This is a genomic window from Microbacterium sp. OR21 (assembly GCF_047306785.1).
In the GTDB taxonomy this organism is placed as follows: Bacteria; Actinomycetota; Actinomycetes; order Actinomycetales; family Microbacteriaceae; genus Microbacterium; species Microbacterium esteraromaticum_E.
On record NZ_JAZEXJ010000001.1, the window covers coordinates 677,719 to 690,089 of the forward strand.

15 protein-coding genes are annotated in these 12,371 nt (G+C 70.4%); 6 read left to right on the forward strand and 9 right to left on the reverse strand.

Features of this window, described 5'->3' with window-relative positions; translation table 11 throughout:
* Positions 1-194 precede the first annotated feature (194 nt).
* On the reverse strand, positions 195-500 hold the full coding sequence (locus V2S04_RS03250) for a hypothetical protein (RefSeq protein ID WP_413637068.1): 306 nt from the start codon (positions 498-500) through the stop codon (positions 195-197).
* A 69-nt stretch (positions 501-569) separates the two neighbouring features.
* Between V2S04_RS03250 and V2S04_RS03255 the strand changes: the two genes are divergently transcribed.
* Positions 570-893: an ATP-dependent DNA ligase gene (locus V2S04_RS03255; protein ID WP_099195304.1), complete on the forward strand. Its 324-nt coding sequence runs from the start codon at positions 570-572 to the stop codon at positions 891-893.
* A gap of 264 nt (positions 894-1,157) precedes the next feature.
* Here the strand turns inward: V2S04_RS03255 and V2S04_RS03260 are convergent, their stop codons facing one another.
* On the reverse strand, positions 1,158-1,460 hold the full coding sequence (locus tag V2S04_RS03260) for a hypothetical protein (RefSeq protein WP_413637069.1): 303 nt from the start codon (positions 1,458-1,460) through the stop codon (positions 1,158-1,160).
* A gap of 206 nt (positions 1,461-1,666) precedes the next feature.
* Between V2S04_RS03260 and V2S04_RS03265 the strand changes: the two genes are divergently transcribed.
* Genes V2S04_RS03265 through V2S04_RS03275 form a run of 3 tightly spaced genes read left to right on the forward strand, consistent with a single transcriptional unit; the run spans position 1,667 to position 3,936 of the window.
* Positions 1,667-2,551, forward strand: a complete 885-nt coding sequence (locus V2S04_RS03265) for an SDR family oxidoreductase (protein WP_413637070.1) — start codon at positions 1,667-1,669, stop codon at positions 2,549-2,551.
* Positions 2,548-2,862: a hypothetical protein gene (locus V2S04_RS03270; RefSeq protein ID WP_413637071.1), complete on the forward strand. Its 315-nt coding sequence runs from the start codon at positions 2,548-2,550 to the stop codon at positions 2,860-2,862. The genes V2S04_RS03265 and V2S04_RS03270 overlap by 4 nt, the downstream gene beginning before the upstream one ends.
* 33 nt (positions 2,863-2,895) lie before the next feature.
* A complete protein-coding gene (locus V2S04_RS03275; RefSeq protein WP_413637072.1) occupies positions 2,896-3,936 on the forward strand; it encodes an NAD(P)H-dependent flavin oxidoreductase in 1,041 nt (346 codons plus the stop codon).
* Between the two features lie 15 nt (positions 3,937-3,951).
* On the opposite strand, the gene purU is transcribed toward V2S04_RS03275, so the two are convergent.
* Positions 3,952-4,803 carry a formyltetrahydrofolate deformylase gene (gene purU / locus V2S04_RS03280; RefSeq protein ID WP_413637073.1) on the reverse strand — a complete coding sequence of 284 codons (852 nt, stop codon included), beginning with the start codon at positions 4,801-4,803 and terminating at the stop codon, positions 3,952-3,954.
* A 75-nt stretch (positions 4,804-4,878) separates the two neighbouring features.
* Between purU and V2S04_RS03285 the strand changes: the two genes are divergently transcribed.
* Entirely contained in the window at positions 4,879-5,340 is a 462-nt protein-coding gene (locus V2S04_RS03285) for a glutaminase (protein ID WP_413637074.1), read from the forward strand.
* A gap of 2 nt (positions 5,341-5,342) precedes the next feature.
* On the opposite strand, the gene V2S04_RS03290 is transcribed toward V2S04_RS03285, so the two are convergent.
* On the reverse strand, positions 5,343-6,059 hold the full coding sequence (locus V2S04_RS03290) for a glutamine amidotransferase-related protein (protein ID WP_413637075.1): 717 nt from the start codon (positions 6,057-6,059) through the stop codon (positions 5,343-5,345).
* A 100-nt stretch (positions 6,060-6,159) separates the two neighbouring features.
* On the opposite strand from V2S04_RS03290, the gene V2S04_RS03295 reads away from it, so the two are divergent.
* On the forward strand, positions 6,160-8,709 hold the full coding sequence (locus tag V2S04_RS03295) for an ATP-dependent Clp protease ATP-binding subunit (RefSeq protein WP_413637076.1): 2,550 nt from the start codon (positions 6,160-6,162) through the stop codon (positions 8,707-8,709).
* A gap of 43 nt (positions 8,710-8,752) precedes the next feature.
* Here V2S04_RS03295 and V2S04_RS03300 read toward each other — a convergent pair whose 3' ends face one another.
* The 5 genes from V2S04_RS03300 to V2S04_RS03320 all read right to left on the reverse strand — a co-directional run bounded on the left by V2S04_RS03300 (position 8,753) and on the right by V2S04_RS03320 (position 12,371).
* On the reverse strand, positions 8,753-9,493 hold the full coding sequence (locus tag V2S04_RS03300; protein ID WP_413637077.1) for a LysR substrate-binding domain-containing protein: 741 nt from the start codon (positions 9,491-9,493) through the stop codon (positions 8,753-8,755).
* Between the two features lie 24 nt (positions 9,494-9,517).
* Positions 9,518-10,210 carry a helix-turn-helix transcriptional regulator gene (locus tag V2S04_RS03305; protein WP_413637078.1) on the reverse strand — a complete coding sequence of 231 codons (693 nt, stop codon included), beginning with the start codon at positions 10,208-10,210 and terminating at the stop codon, positions 9,518-9,520.
* 151 nt (positions 10,211-10,361) lie between these two features.
* Positions 10,362-10,769, reverse strand: a complete 408-nt coding sequence (locus tag V2S04_RS03310) for a transferase (protein WP_413637079.1) — start codon at positions 10,767-10,769, stop codon at positions 10,362-10,364.
* 80 nt (positions 10,770-10,849) lie between these two features.
* On the reverse strand, positions 10,850-11,623 hold the full coding sequence (locus tag V2S04_RS03315) for a DNA-formamidopyrimidine glycosylase family protein (RefSeq protein ID WP_413637080.1): 774 nt from the start codon (positions 11,621-11,623) through the stop codon (positions 10,850-10,852).
* Positions 11,616-12,371, reverse strand: coding sequence for an EI24 domain-containing protein (locus V2S04_RS03320; protein ID WP_413637081.1), 756 nt, complete (start codon positions 12,369-12,371; stop codon positions 11,616-11,618). Before V2S04_RS03320 ends, V2S04_RS03315 begins: the two co-directional genes overlap by 8 nt.

Here is a 12,371-nt window from a genome sequence, read left to right on the forward strand (position 1 = left end):
GTAGACAGCGGCTGCTCCGTGCTGAATGGGGTTGACAGGTCGAGCACTGCCCGCCAAGCCCGTTCCCCTCGGTGCGCTTCGCCGCGAGCATCCGGAGTGGGGATGGCTCCTGCGCCAGCGCGGGTCGTCGGAGTCGAAGCCCACCGGATTGCCGCACACCGTGTCGGCGCAGGAATCGGAGTGACGGCCCGACCTCAGTCCTCGAGATCCTCGGGCAGGAGGCACAGGCCGCCGGTGCTGCTGGCGGAGTTCGCCAGCGCCGTGATCCACTCGGTGCTCAGCGGCGGCGTCTCCGGTTCGTCGAAGACGAACCGCAGCGGGATGGACGGGTGCAGCCAGATCGTGGAGCGGCCGGTCGGGTCGAGATGCGGATGCTGCCACGACAGAGTGAACGACTCGTTGCGTCGCAGCTTCATCGCGATGACGACCTTCAGGTGAGCGAGCGCGCGGTCCTCGATCTCGATGGGATCGGGGCTGGCGCCGTAGAAGAGCATGCCCATCTGACTAAGCTATCCCCAGGCCGTCGGCAGATGCCAGAGCTGGTCCGGATGTCTGAGAGGTGCGTTTCCTTGGGAAAGTTCGTTTATGAGGGCTCGGTCAAGACCGAGATCGAGGACCGCGCCCTGACCCACCTGCAACTGGTCATGACGGCGAAGCTGCGCCGTGGTGAGCCGTTCCCGTTCAGCTGGCGCGAGGACGCGAGCGTCGGCGGCGGGCGCACGACGGTGTGGGTGCAGCCGAGCAGCTCGCTCGTGTTCAAGTACTTCGGCAGCCGCCAGCCCGCGATCAACCGCGCCTGGATCGAGGCTCTCGCCTACACCGCGAACACGCCCTCGGGCCTGCACATGGTGCCCGAGCCGCCGGACGACCCGAACGCCGGCCTCGAGGGCTGATCGCTCGCGGTCAGCACACGGCTGACAGCCCGGTCAACCCCGTTCGCCCGGTCAACCCCGTTCGCCCGGTCGACCGCGCTTCTGCGCGACATCGCGCACGCCGAGCGCATCGGCTTCGACGAGGCGATGCGCTCCGATCACCTCGCGCCGTGGCTGAACTCGCAGGGGGAGTCCGCGCACGCGTGGTCGAGGCTCGGTGCCGCCCTGGCACGCACCCGCTTCCCGATCGGCGTGGTCACCGCGCCCGGGCAGCGCTACCTGACGTCAGCGCTGCTCGTGCACGTCGCCGGAAGGCGCTTCGGTGCGCAGGTCGTCGGGTGCGTCGCCGGAGTGCTGGCGTCCGTCGCCCTCGGCCAGGTCGCCCTGACCGTCCTCGCCGAGTTCCGCCTCGAGCGGGTCGTCGCCCTGGGAGTCGGGCTGCAGGTCGGGCCGGCCCGCGACCGCCGCGTCGGCGGCGGGTACGTCGTGACGGTGCGTGCGCAGGTGCTCGGAGGGGTCGGGGTTCGCGGTGTTCGTGGAATTCTCCGAGGTGGCAGCGTCCGCTGTGCTCATGTACTCGTTGCTCATGGCTTCGTCCTTTCGTCGTGATACCAGCGTGGTCGACCCGACCGCCCGCGGCACGCCCCTTGACAGGGTGCCGCTGGGGTCACCCTCGCGCGTGCGCTCGCCGTGACGAACTGTCAACCCCCTGGTCGGCGGCGTCGCGGCGGGGGAGAGTGGGCACACTGGCACCCGTGCCGGCACTCCCCATCGAAACTGCAGAGAGGCGCACGATGAGCGACACCACCCCAGATCCTCGCCACCAGCACCACGACGACAGCTTCCCGGGTCAGCAGCAGACCCAGCCCGGCCTCACCGGTGAGACCGCACCCGAGCCCGACCACGGAGAGTCGAGCTACCAGGGACACGACAGGCTCGCCGGGCGCCGTGCACTCATCACCGGTGGCGACTCCGGCATCGGCCGGGCCGTCGCGATCGCCTTCGCTCGGGAAGGGGCGGATGTCGCCATCGTGCACATGCCGGAGGAGCAGCAGGATGCCGATGACACCGTGGCTCAGATCACCGACGCGGGCCGACAGGGGCTCAGCATCGCGGGCGATCTGCGCGACGAGCAGTTCGCCGAAGAAGCAGTCACCCGCGCCCGGGAGGCTCTGGGCGGCCTCGACATCCTGGTGCTGAACGCTGCTTATCAGCACGACATCGACGGCTTCGAGAATCTGCAGACCGACGAGATGCGCCGGGTGTTCGACACGAACATCCTCGGCACGCTGTTCACCGCGCGGGCGGCGTATCCGCACCTCGAAGACGGCGCCAGCATCATCGTCACCGCTTCGATTCAGGCCTACCAGCCCTCGCCGGGCCTGATCGACTACGCCATGACGAAGGCGGCCCAGGTCGCTTTCGTCAAGGCACTGGCATCGGAGGCGGGGGAGCGCGGCATCCGCGTCAACGCCGTCGCACCGGGGCCCATCTGGACCCCACTCATCCCGGCCACCGGCTGGGATGACACGAAGGTCGAGCAGTTCGGCAGCGACACTCCGCTGGGCAGGGCCGGTCAGCCGGCCGAGCTCGCCGGAGCGTACGTGTACCTGGCCGCAGCCGAGTCTTCGTACACCTCGGGCACGGTGCTCGCGGTGACAGGAGGTAAGGCGCTGTGACTGTCATGATCGACGACCCCATACCAGCCACCCCGCACGGGGACTGGGAACTCACGCCGCTGGGCAGGGACAGCTGGCGCATCTGCGACCCGGCGCGGCGCCAGGCGGACGCCGACTGCCTGATCGCCTACGTCGACCGCTCGCCGACCGGCGTGCTCGACGTGCTGTGGCTGCGAACGCCCTGCCCGCGCACCACGCGGTTCCGCGGCTTCCGTCAGCTCTTCGAGGCACTCGACCTCGCGGTCGCCAACGCGTCGAACAGGGCGCAGAAGCCCTCGCCGATCCCCGGACGGCCACCGCTCCGCGGATGAAACACGCCCGGATGCGGGGCGTAGCCTCAGAGCATGACTGATCTGCGCGACCTGCTCGGCATCCGGCATCCTGTCGTCCTCGCGCCGTTCGGTGGTCTCTCGTCAGTCGACCTGACCGCCGCGGTGAGCGAGGCGGGCGGGCTCGGCTCGTACGGGCTGTACGGCTACGACGGCTCACGCATCCGCGACACGGCGGCAGCGCTGCGAGCAGCGACCGACGCTCCGTTCGCTCTGAACATCTGGCTGCCGACGGGTGACGAGGTCACACCCGGCGGCGACCACGAGAGGTACGCGGCAGCCCTCTCCGACTTCTTCGACGAAGTGGGCATCGAGCCTCCGGCGCGCCCGGACCGGTATCTGCCGAGCCTGGAGGAACAGCTCGACGCGATCTGGCAGGCGGCGCCGGCCGCGATCAGCGTGGTCTTCGGGGTGCCGTCGGAGGAGCTGGTCGACGAGGCGCACCGCCGCGGCATCCGGGTCATCGGCACCGCGACGACGGTCGCCGAGGCGCGTGCCCTCGAGGCCGGCGGTGTGGACGCCGTCGTCGCCACCGGCATGGAAGCCGCCGGTCACCGAGTGTCGTTCCTGCGCCCCGCGGAGCAGTCGCTGGTCGGGCTCTTCTCTCTGCTGCCGCAGGTGGCGGATGCTGTGCACGTGCCGGTCATCGCCGCCGGCGGCATCGCCGATCGGCGCGGCGTCGCGGCAGCGTTCGCGCTCGGAGCGTCGGGGGTGCAGGTAGGCACGTCGTTCCTCGCCACTGCCGAGTCGGCTGCCAACGACGCGCATCGCACAGCCATCCGCTCGACCGCGGCTGATGAGAGCGTGCTCACCCGTGCGATGAGCGGACGCCTGTCCCGCGGGGCGTCGACTCGTGCGGTCCGCGAGATCGAGGCATCCGGAGCCATCGCCCCGTTCCCCGCGCAGAACTGGCTGACCGGTCGCTTCCGCGCCGTCGCCGGTGAGCGCGGCATGGGCGACCTGCAGTCGCTGTGGCTGGGACAGTCGGCGCCGCTCGCCCGTGGCCGCACCGCGGCGGAGGTGTTCGCCGAGCTGGTGGCGGGGATTCCTGCTTGAGCGCGCCGCTCGTCGTCAGAGGATGACGGTGGAGCGGCCGTGCACGATCACGCGGTCCTCGGCGTGCCACTTCACCGCCCGTGCGAGCACGTAGCGCTCGACGTCGGCGCCGCGCCGCTGCAGCTCGGCGGCCGATTCGGCGTGCGTGACCCGCGTGACGTCCTGCTCGATGATCGGGCCCTCGTCGAGATCGGCGGTCGCGTAATGCGCGGTCGCGCCGATCAGCTTCACCCCGCGGTCCTTCGCCCGCGCGTACGGGTTCGCGCCGATGAACGCCGGCAGGAATGAGTGGTGGATGTTGATCACCGGGGCGCCCAGACGCTCGATGAACTCATCGGTGAGGATCTGCATGTACCGGGCGAGCACGACCAGGTCGACGTTGCCCTGCAGCAGCTCGAGCTGCCGCGCCTCCATCGCGGCCTTGTCGCCGGAGGGGATGTGCATGAACGGCACCCCGAACGAGCGCACCGACTCGGCGAGGTCGGGGTGGTTCGAGATGACCATCGTCACGTCGATGTCGAGCTCACCGCGCTGGGTGCGCCACAGCAGCTCCATCAGGCAGTGATCGTACTTCGACACGAAGATCGCGACGCGCTTGCGCTTCGAGGTGTCGTGCAGCGACCACTCCATGCCGAAGCGGTCGGCGACCTCGGCGATCGACGCCTCGAGCTCGGGCCGCTTCGCGGCGAGGCCGTCGAGGTGGATGACCGTGCGCTGGAAGAACCGGCCGCCCTCCTCGTCGGTGGAGTGCTGGTCGAGGGAGATGATGTTCGCGCCGTGCGACGCCAGCACTCCGGCGACGGCGGCGACGATGCCGGGCTGGTCGTCGCAGGCGATGAGAAGGCGTGCGGTGTCGGTCTGCGGCATGGATGCTCCTGAGCTGGGGTGTCAGTCGATTCTGCCCGCATCCTGGCGGCGGCGCCCAATCGTTACCCTGGTCGGATGGGTGCGACTGAGGATCTGCTGCGTGATGCACGTGCGCGGCTGTCGACCGTGCCGCGCGAGGCGCTCGGCCGCGAGCGCACCTCGCGGTGGCGCGCCGACCGCATCGTGCGGGCAGGTGCCGCCTGGCATCTCGGCGTGCTGCTGCTCACCGACGACGGCGTGCTGTCGACGGCGGAGATCGTTCGCGCTGCCGAAGAGGTGCGTCGCGGGTACACGGCCGAGTCGGCGCGCGCGCGAGCCGAACGGCGGGCGCAGGCGCGGCGGGGAGGCTTCGCGGAGGGCGAGGTGGTGCACGTCGGATGGCAGGAGCTCGACGTCGCGGCGGTGGACGCCGGTGGGGCATCCGGCCCGCTCGCTCTGGTCGACGGGCTGCCGAGCGTGCGCTGGTCGCCGGGCGGTGCGCTCGTGCCGCTGCGCGGCTATCTCGACGAGCGCATCGCGCTCGCGCTCGGCTCCTGAGCTCAGCCGCCGATCAGGCGCGGGAAGCGGGCGAGCAGGTCGTCTCCGTCGACGGATGCCGAGAGCACCGCGCGCTCGGTCGCGTCGTACTCGCGAGGGTCGAAGTATCCGGATGCCCGATACACGGCCATCCGGTCGGCGAAGTCCTGCGGTGAGGCCTCGGGGTGGAACTGCGTGGCGTACAGCCGCTCGCCGGCGCGGTACGCCTGCACGGTGCAGGCCTGGTTCGTGGCGAGCAGCACCGCGCCGGGCGGCGTCTCTGCCGCGGACTCCTTGTGCGCGGTGAACACCGACAGGCTCGGCGCGCTGGGCCCGAACAGCCGATCCTCCGCGCCGGGCTCGGTGAGGTGCACGGCCGTCGCGCTCGCCTGCTCGGGCTGTGCGGTGTGCACCCGCCCGCCCAGCATCCGCGTCACCACGCCGATGCCGTAGCAGGTGAACAGGGCCGTCGCCTGGCCGTCGAGCGCGCGCGCTGCGATGCGCTCGAGGTCGTGCTCGACCGCGCGCTGGTGCTCGCCCTTCTCGGCATCCGTGACGTTGAACGGCGACCCGCCGATCACGAAGCCCTCGTACTGCTCCCACTCCGCCGTCTCGAGCGACGCGTGCAGCAGGTCGATGCGGTCGAGCATGCCCAGCCCGAGTCCGCGCCGGAATGAGCGATGCTCGGCGTCGGCCGCGCTGCGCTCGGGGCGGACGCACACGTACAGCACGGAAGACATGGGCCGAGTCTATTGGGCCGGTTTGACGACGGTCGGGAATATCGATCATCATCGAATGTTGAAGTTGATAGAAGTGCGCTCAACTTTGAGAGGAAAGGTAATGCCCAACGACTTCAATGACGCGGGTCCGGGATCTTTCGACGAGTTCCTGGCCCGTTATCTCGCGGGTGAACGCAACCGGCAGGCCCGTTCGATCGACCTCGCCCGGTTCCTCACCGCGCGCACGCAGCAGATCCTGCAGCGTGCCGGCCGGTTCGCGCTCGAGCGCGGGCAGACCGACCTCGACTCGCTGCACGTGCTGCGGGTGATCGTGGAGGACGACACGGTGGCGCAGGCCATCCGCCACATCGGCGTCGACCCGCAGGTCATCGTGGCGGCCGTCGACGCGGGTCTGCCCGTGCCCGCAGAGCCGGCGGCCCTGAGTGCTGCGACCATCACGCCGAGCGCCAGCCGTGCGCTGTTCCACTCGTACCAGGTGGCTCGCTCGTCGGGCGCGACCTACATCGACCCCGAGCACCTGTTCTTCGCGCTCGTTCTGGGGCAGGACGTGCCGGCCGGTCAGATCCTCGCACGCGCCGGCGTCACCCCGGAGGCCCTCACACAGAGCCTGCGCGAGCCAGTCGCCGCAGGCGTCGACACCGAGGAGGCGCCCGCCGAACAGGCATCCGCCACCCCCATGCTCGACCAATACGGGCTCGACCTCACGGCGCGCGCTCGCGCCGGCGAACTCGATCCCGTGATCGGCCGCGCCGACGAGATCGAGCAGACCATCGAGATCCTCAGCCGCCGCACGAAGAACAACCCTGTGCTGATCGGCGAGGCCGGCGTCGGCAAGACCGCGATCGTCGAGGGACTCGCCCGCGCGATCGTCGAGAACACCGTGCCCGCACAGCTCGCCGACCGCCGGGTGATCGCGCTCGACCTGCCCGCGATGCTCTCGGGCACCCGCTACCGCGGCGACTTCGAAGAGCGACTGACGAAGACGATGGACGAGATCGCCGCGCACAAGGGCGAGATCATCGTCTTCATCGACGAGGTGCACACCGTCGTCGGCGCCGGTGGATCCGGTGACGGCGGCATGGACGCGGGCAACATCCTCAAGCCGCGCCTGGCCCGCGGCGACCTGCACCTCGTCGGCGCCACCACACTCGGCGAGTACCGGCGCATCGAGAAGGATCCTGCGCTCGAGCGCCGCTTCCAGCCCGTGAAGGTGACCGAGCCCTCGATCGACGACGCCGTGCTGATCCTCGAGGGGCTGCTGCCCGCCTATCAGCAGCACCACAGCGTGACCTACACCGGCGACGCCGTGCGTGCTGCGGTGGAGCTCAGCGCGCGCTACCTGCCCGACAGGGTGCTGCCCGATAAGGCGATCGACCTGATCGACCAGGCGGGCGCGCGGCTGAGGCTGCGCCTGGGCGTCGTGCCCGACATCGACAAGCTCTTCGCCGAGCTCGCCGAGCTCGAATCGCGGAAGAACGCGGCGGTGGCCGCGGAGCACTACGAGGAGGCCTCGCGCATCCGCGACGAGATCGCCGCCGTGCAGAGCCGGATCGACGCCGCGGGCACACCTGCGGCGACCACGCCGGCCACCGAGGCCGTCGTCGACGAGTCGCAGATCGCCGCCGTGGTGTCCAGGGCCACCGGGATCCCGGTGAGCCGCCTCACCGAGAGCGAGCGCGAGCGGCTCGGCAACCTCGAGGCTGATCTGCACGCCCGAGTGATCGGCCAGGACGACGCGGTCACCGCGGTGGCCCGAGCCGTGCGACGCAGCCGCACGGGAATGGGCGATGCCCGCAGGCCCGTCGGATCCTTCCTCTTCCTCGGCCCGACCGGTGTGGGCAAGACGGAGCTGGCCAAGGCTCTCGCCGACCGCCTCTTCGATGACGAGAACGCCGTGATCCGCTTCGACATGAGCGAGTTCGGCGAGCGGCACACCGTGTCGCGCCTGCTCGGGGCTCCTCCGGGCTACGTGGGTTACGACGAGGCCGGTCAGCTCACCGAGCGGGTGCGCCGCAACCCCTACTCGATCGTGCTGTTCGACGAGATCGAGAAGGCCCACCCCGACGTGTTCAACCTGCTGCTGCAGGTGCTCGACGACGGACGCCTCACCGACGGGCAGGGGCGCACGGTCGACTTCCGCAACACGGTGATCGTGATGACCTCGAACATCGGCTCGGAGTTCCTGGCCTCGCGCACAGGAGCCCTCGGTTTCGTGGCCTCGCAGGACGCGTCGGCCAACGGCTTCGCCTCGCTCGACGACCTCCGAGCCCGGGTGATGGGCAGGCTGCGTGAGGCGATGCGGCCCGAGTTCCTGAACCGCATCGACGAGATCGTGCTGTTCCAGAAGCTCGGACGCGACGAGCTGGGCCGGATCGTACGGCTCATGCTGCGGGCCACCGCCCAGCGCCTGACGGCTCGCGATGTCTCGCTCGACGTCACCGACGCCGCGGTCGAATGGCTCGGCGAGCACGGGTACGAGCCGGAGTACGGTGCGCGGCCGCTGCGCCGTCTCATCCAGCGAGAGGTCGACGACCGCGTCGCAGACCTGTTCGTGACGGGAGAGCTCGTCGACGGCGGTCGGGTGCGGGTTGACGTCTCAGGCGATGCCCTGGCCGTCACCGCTGAGATGTCTCATCGAGCGGCGGCCTGACCAGCTCACGACGGTGACCTCCGCCCTCTCCGGAGGGCGGAGGTCACCGTGAGGAGTTCGCGGTGCGTCCGCGCACGATGCCGACGAACGTCTCGACGTCGGGAGTCGTCTTCTCACGCGGCCAGGCGAGCGCGACGGTCGACGTGCGTCCGCCGAGCAGCGGCCGGTAGTCGGCGTCCTTGCGCTGGTGCAGCCGAGCGAGCGACATCGGCACGACCAGGATGCCGACGCCCGAGGCCACCGTCGCGACCGCGTCGGCGGTGGTGGCGATGGTCGGGAACTCCGGCGCCCGGGTGGGCAGGTCGAGCGGGCCGAGCACGTCGTCGGCGGGCGTGATCAGCACCTGGTCTGCGAGGTCGTCGGCGGTGAGCCGATCGGTCGCCATGAGGAACGAGTCGGCGGATGCCACGACCACAGGCACCTCGTCGTAGAGCGGGATCACGTGCAGGTCGTCGCGGTCGTCGAGCGGCAGGCGCACGAGCGCCGCGTCGAGTCCGTCGAGGGCCGGGCGCTGGCCGGCGACCGAGATGGGCACGAGCTCGATGTCGACGTGCGGCATCCGCTCCTTCCAGGCATCCACCCACTTGCCCGGTGTGGCACCGGGGATGACCCCGAGACGGAACGTGCGCGGCGTCTCATCGATCGGCGGGGTGGGCGAAGGCTGCGGGGAAGGGCGAGGCGTGCGCTTGGCCGCGGGCTTCTGAGCACCCTTCTGCGCAGCCTTCGTGGTCTTCGCCGGGCGCGGCCTGCCGCCCTTGGGTGCGCGGCGCCGGTCGTTCTTCACCGGTTCAGCGTACCCGTCGCCTCGTCACGGCCGGGGGCGGATCGCCACGCAGCACCGCCCGATGTGCGGTTCGCCGTGCGCGCGCAGGCGCGTGCAGCCGAGCCCCTCGACCACACCGCTGACGAGCGAGAGGTTGGCCGAGCAGATCAGCTCGGTGTGATCGCGGGCGAGGGAGTCGAACGGGCAGTTGGCGAGGATGACCGCCTCGCCGCCCTCGTCGGATTCGCTGTGCGGCTCGTAACCCTGCGCGGTCAGCACCTCGGTCAGGCGCACGGATCCGTTATCGTCGCCGAGCACGTGCGGGGCGGATGCTGCGATCGAGCGTCCCTCTTCGTGCGCCACCTCGGCGAGGGCCTGTCGCAGGGGCAACCCGCCGCCGGCGCGCTCGATCGCCCCCGCGAGCACGTGCCCCACCAGGTCGTAGCGACGCTCGGGGAGCGACACGCTCACCGTCCCGCTCGCACGCCGGTACAGCTTGGAGGGGCGACCGGCGCCGGGCCCCGAGCGACCGCTGAGGCGGCGGAACTCGGTCTCGAGAAGACCGGCCTCGACGAGCTTGTCGAGGTGGAAGCGCGCGATGTGCGCGGGCACGCCGACGGCGGTGGCGGCCGCCTCGCGCGGGACCGCATCGAGCTGGCCGACGACGTGCTCGTAGAGCGCCCGTCGGGTCTCGTCGGCGAGGGCGCCGATGCTCGAGGCTCGTGCGGAGAAGTCCATGATGCCTCTCTGAGGAAGAGCGTCTCGTCGTCAGCGGATGGTGACTCTAATTCCGATAGTAGCCTCTTTTAGAACGCGGCGGCATGCGATCCGAGAGCGCCGCAGACGACGAAGAGCCCGCCTCGAGGGGCGGGCTCTTCGGGTGAGCGGCTCAGGCTGCCAGCCAGAGTCCCTTTCGGTCTGTGATGACCGTGAGGCCAGGGGCGACGCTCTCGTCGTGCCCGATGCGGGTTCCCCGCGCGACCTGCGCTCCTGCGCCGATCTCGGTGCGGACGCCGATCCAGGCGCCTTCCCCGACGGCCGCGCCGGCTCCGATGTGCGCGTGCGCGTCGATCCGCGCGTTCTCGCCGATCACGGCATCCGGTTCCACCCAGGCGCCGCGCGCGATCCGCGCTCCGGCACCCACGCGCGCGCCAGGTTCGACATAGGCGCCGGCTTCGATGAGAGCCTTCGGATGCACCTTCGCGCCGTGCGCGACGAGTCCGCGTCCGTTGACGTGCTTGCGGTATCGCAGCGTCGCGCCCTGGTCGTCCTCGATATCGATGTAGTTCTTGCCCACGTTTCCTCCCGTGTTCCGGAGTCTTCCGGATATATGTACAACCGGGAGGGGGCTTGATTCATTCCCCGTTAGGGATTAGCTCACCGCTGGCAGTTCGGGCACCAGAACGTGATGCGCTCGCGGGTCGGGTCGGCCCCCAGCTCGCCTTTGCGGATGGGCGTGCCGCAGCGTCGGCACGAGCGCCCGGCGCGGCCGTACACCCAGTCGGTGAAACCCCGGCGTGCGTCACCGGTGAAGGTGCGGTCCATCCGGTCGCGGTTGGCGCGGATTGTGCGCACGCCGAGGTCGATCAGGGCGGCGACGTCGACATCCGGCGTGGGGGTCTCGGGCCGGATACCGCGCAGGAACAGCAGCTCAGCCGCGTACTCATTGCCGAACCCGGCGACGTTGCGCTGATCGAGCAGCGCGACATGGATCTCGCGGGTGTCGGCGCTCAGCCGCCGGATCGCCTCGTCACGGTCCCAGTCCTCGGCGAGCGGGTCGGGCCCCAGATGATCGACCAGCTCACCCTCGTTGCGGGTGGGTACGAGCTTGACCTCCGCGATGTCGACGCCCACCGCCTCGTGCTCGGCGGTGCCCACGATCGCGCGCACCTTGAACGCCGGGTGCCGCCACTTGTCACCCGGCCGGTAGATGAACCAGGCGCCGTCCATGCGCAGATGGGAATGCAGGGTGTACTCGCCGATGCGCATCAGCAGGTGCTTGCCCCGAGGCGCGACCTCGTGCACGATCTGCCCGGTGAGGTCGGCGGTCGCCAGACGCGGCACACGCAGATCGAAGCGCGTCACTGGCTGATCGCGCAGGGCGGCATCGAGACGGTGCGCCGCCCGATAGATCGTGTCGCCCTCAGGCATGGGGCACCGCCGGCCTCGAGCGATCGTGCAGCAGATCTCGCGCCAGCACCGTGGCCCCCGCCACCGCTGTCGGCATGATGAACACCGCGCCGAGCGGAACCATGAAGCACAGCTGCGCGGCGGCGCCGAAGCCCAGCAGCCGCGCACGCCGCCCGGCGAACAGGCGGGAGCGCTCGCCGCTGGGGATGTCGCGGGCGTTGAGCGCGCGGCCGGTGAGCTCGCGGGCGAGCAGGCGGCCGGTCAGCAGCACGCCGGTCACGGCGGCGAGCAGCGCCCCGACCAGCGGGATGAATCCGATCACGAGGGCGAGCAGCGCGACGAGCGCGCCGAGGACGATCAGGCGGATGCTCTCGCCGAGCGCCACGAGGAACCCGCCGTCGCCCTCCGGCACGTCGCCGCCGAGGTCGGTCTCGATCGCGCGCCAGATGCGCTGGTAGAACGGGTCGCCGATCAGCAGGGTCAGGGCCGTGAAGGTGACGCTCGCGAGGGCGAGCACGGCGATGGCGGACACCACGCCGAGCGCTGTGCGCAGGGCATCCCGCCAGAACGGATCCCACCCGTCGGCGAACGGCGTCGCCCAGGCGGTTATGCCGCCGAGGTTCAGCAGCAGCGGGATGATCACGGCGGCGAGCAGAGCGAGCGCGATCAGACCCGGCACGAGTCCGAGCATCATGAGTCCGGGTCGGCGCCTCCAGTACCCGAACCCCCGCCCGAGGTATCGGATGCCGGTGAAGAACTCGCTGATCAT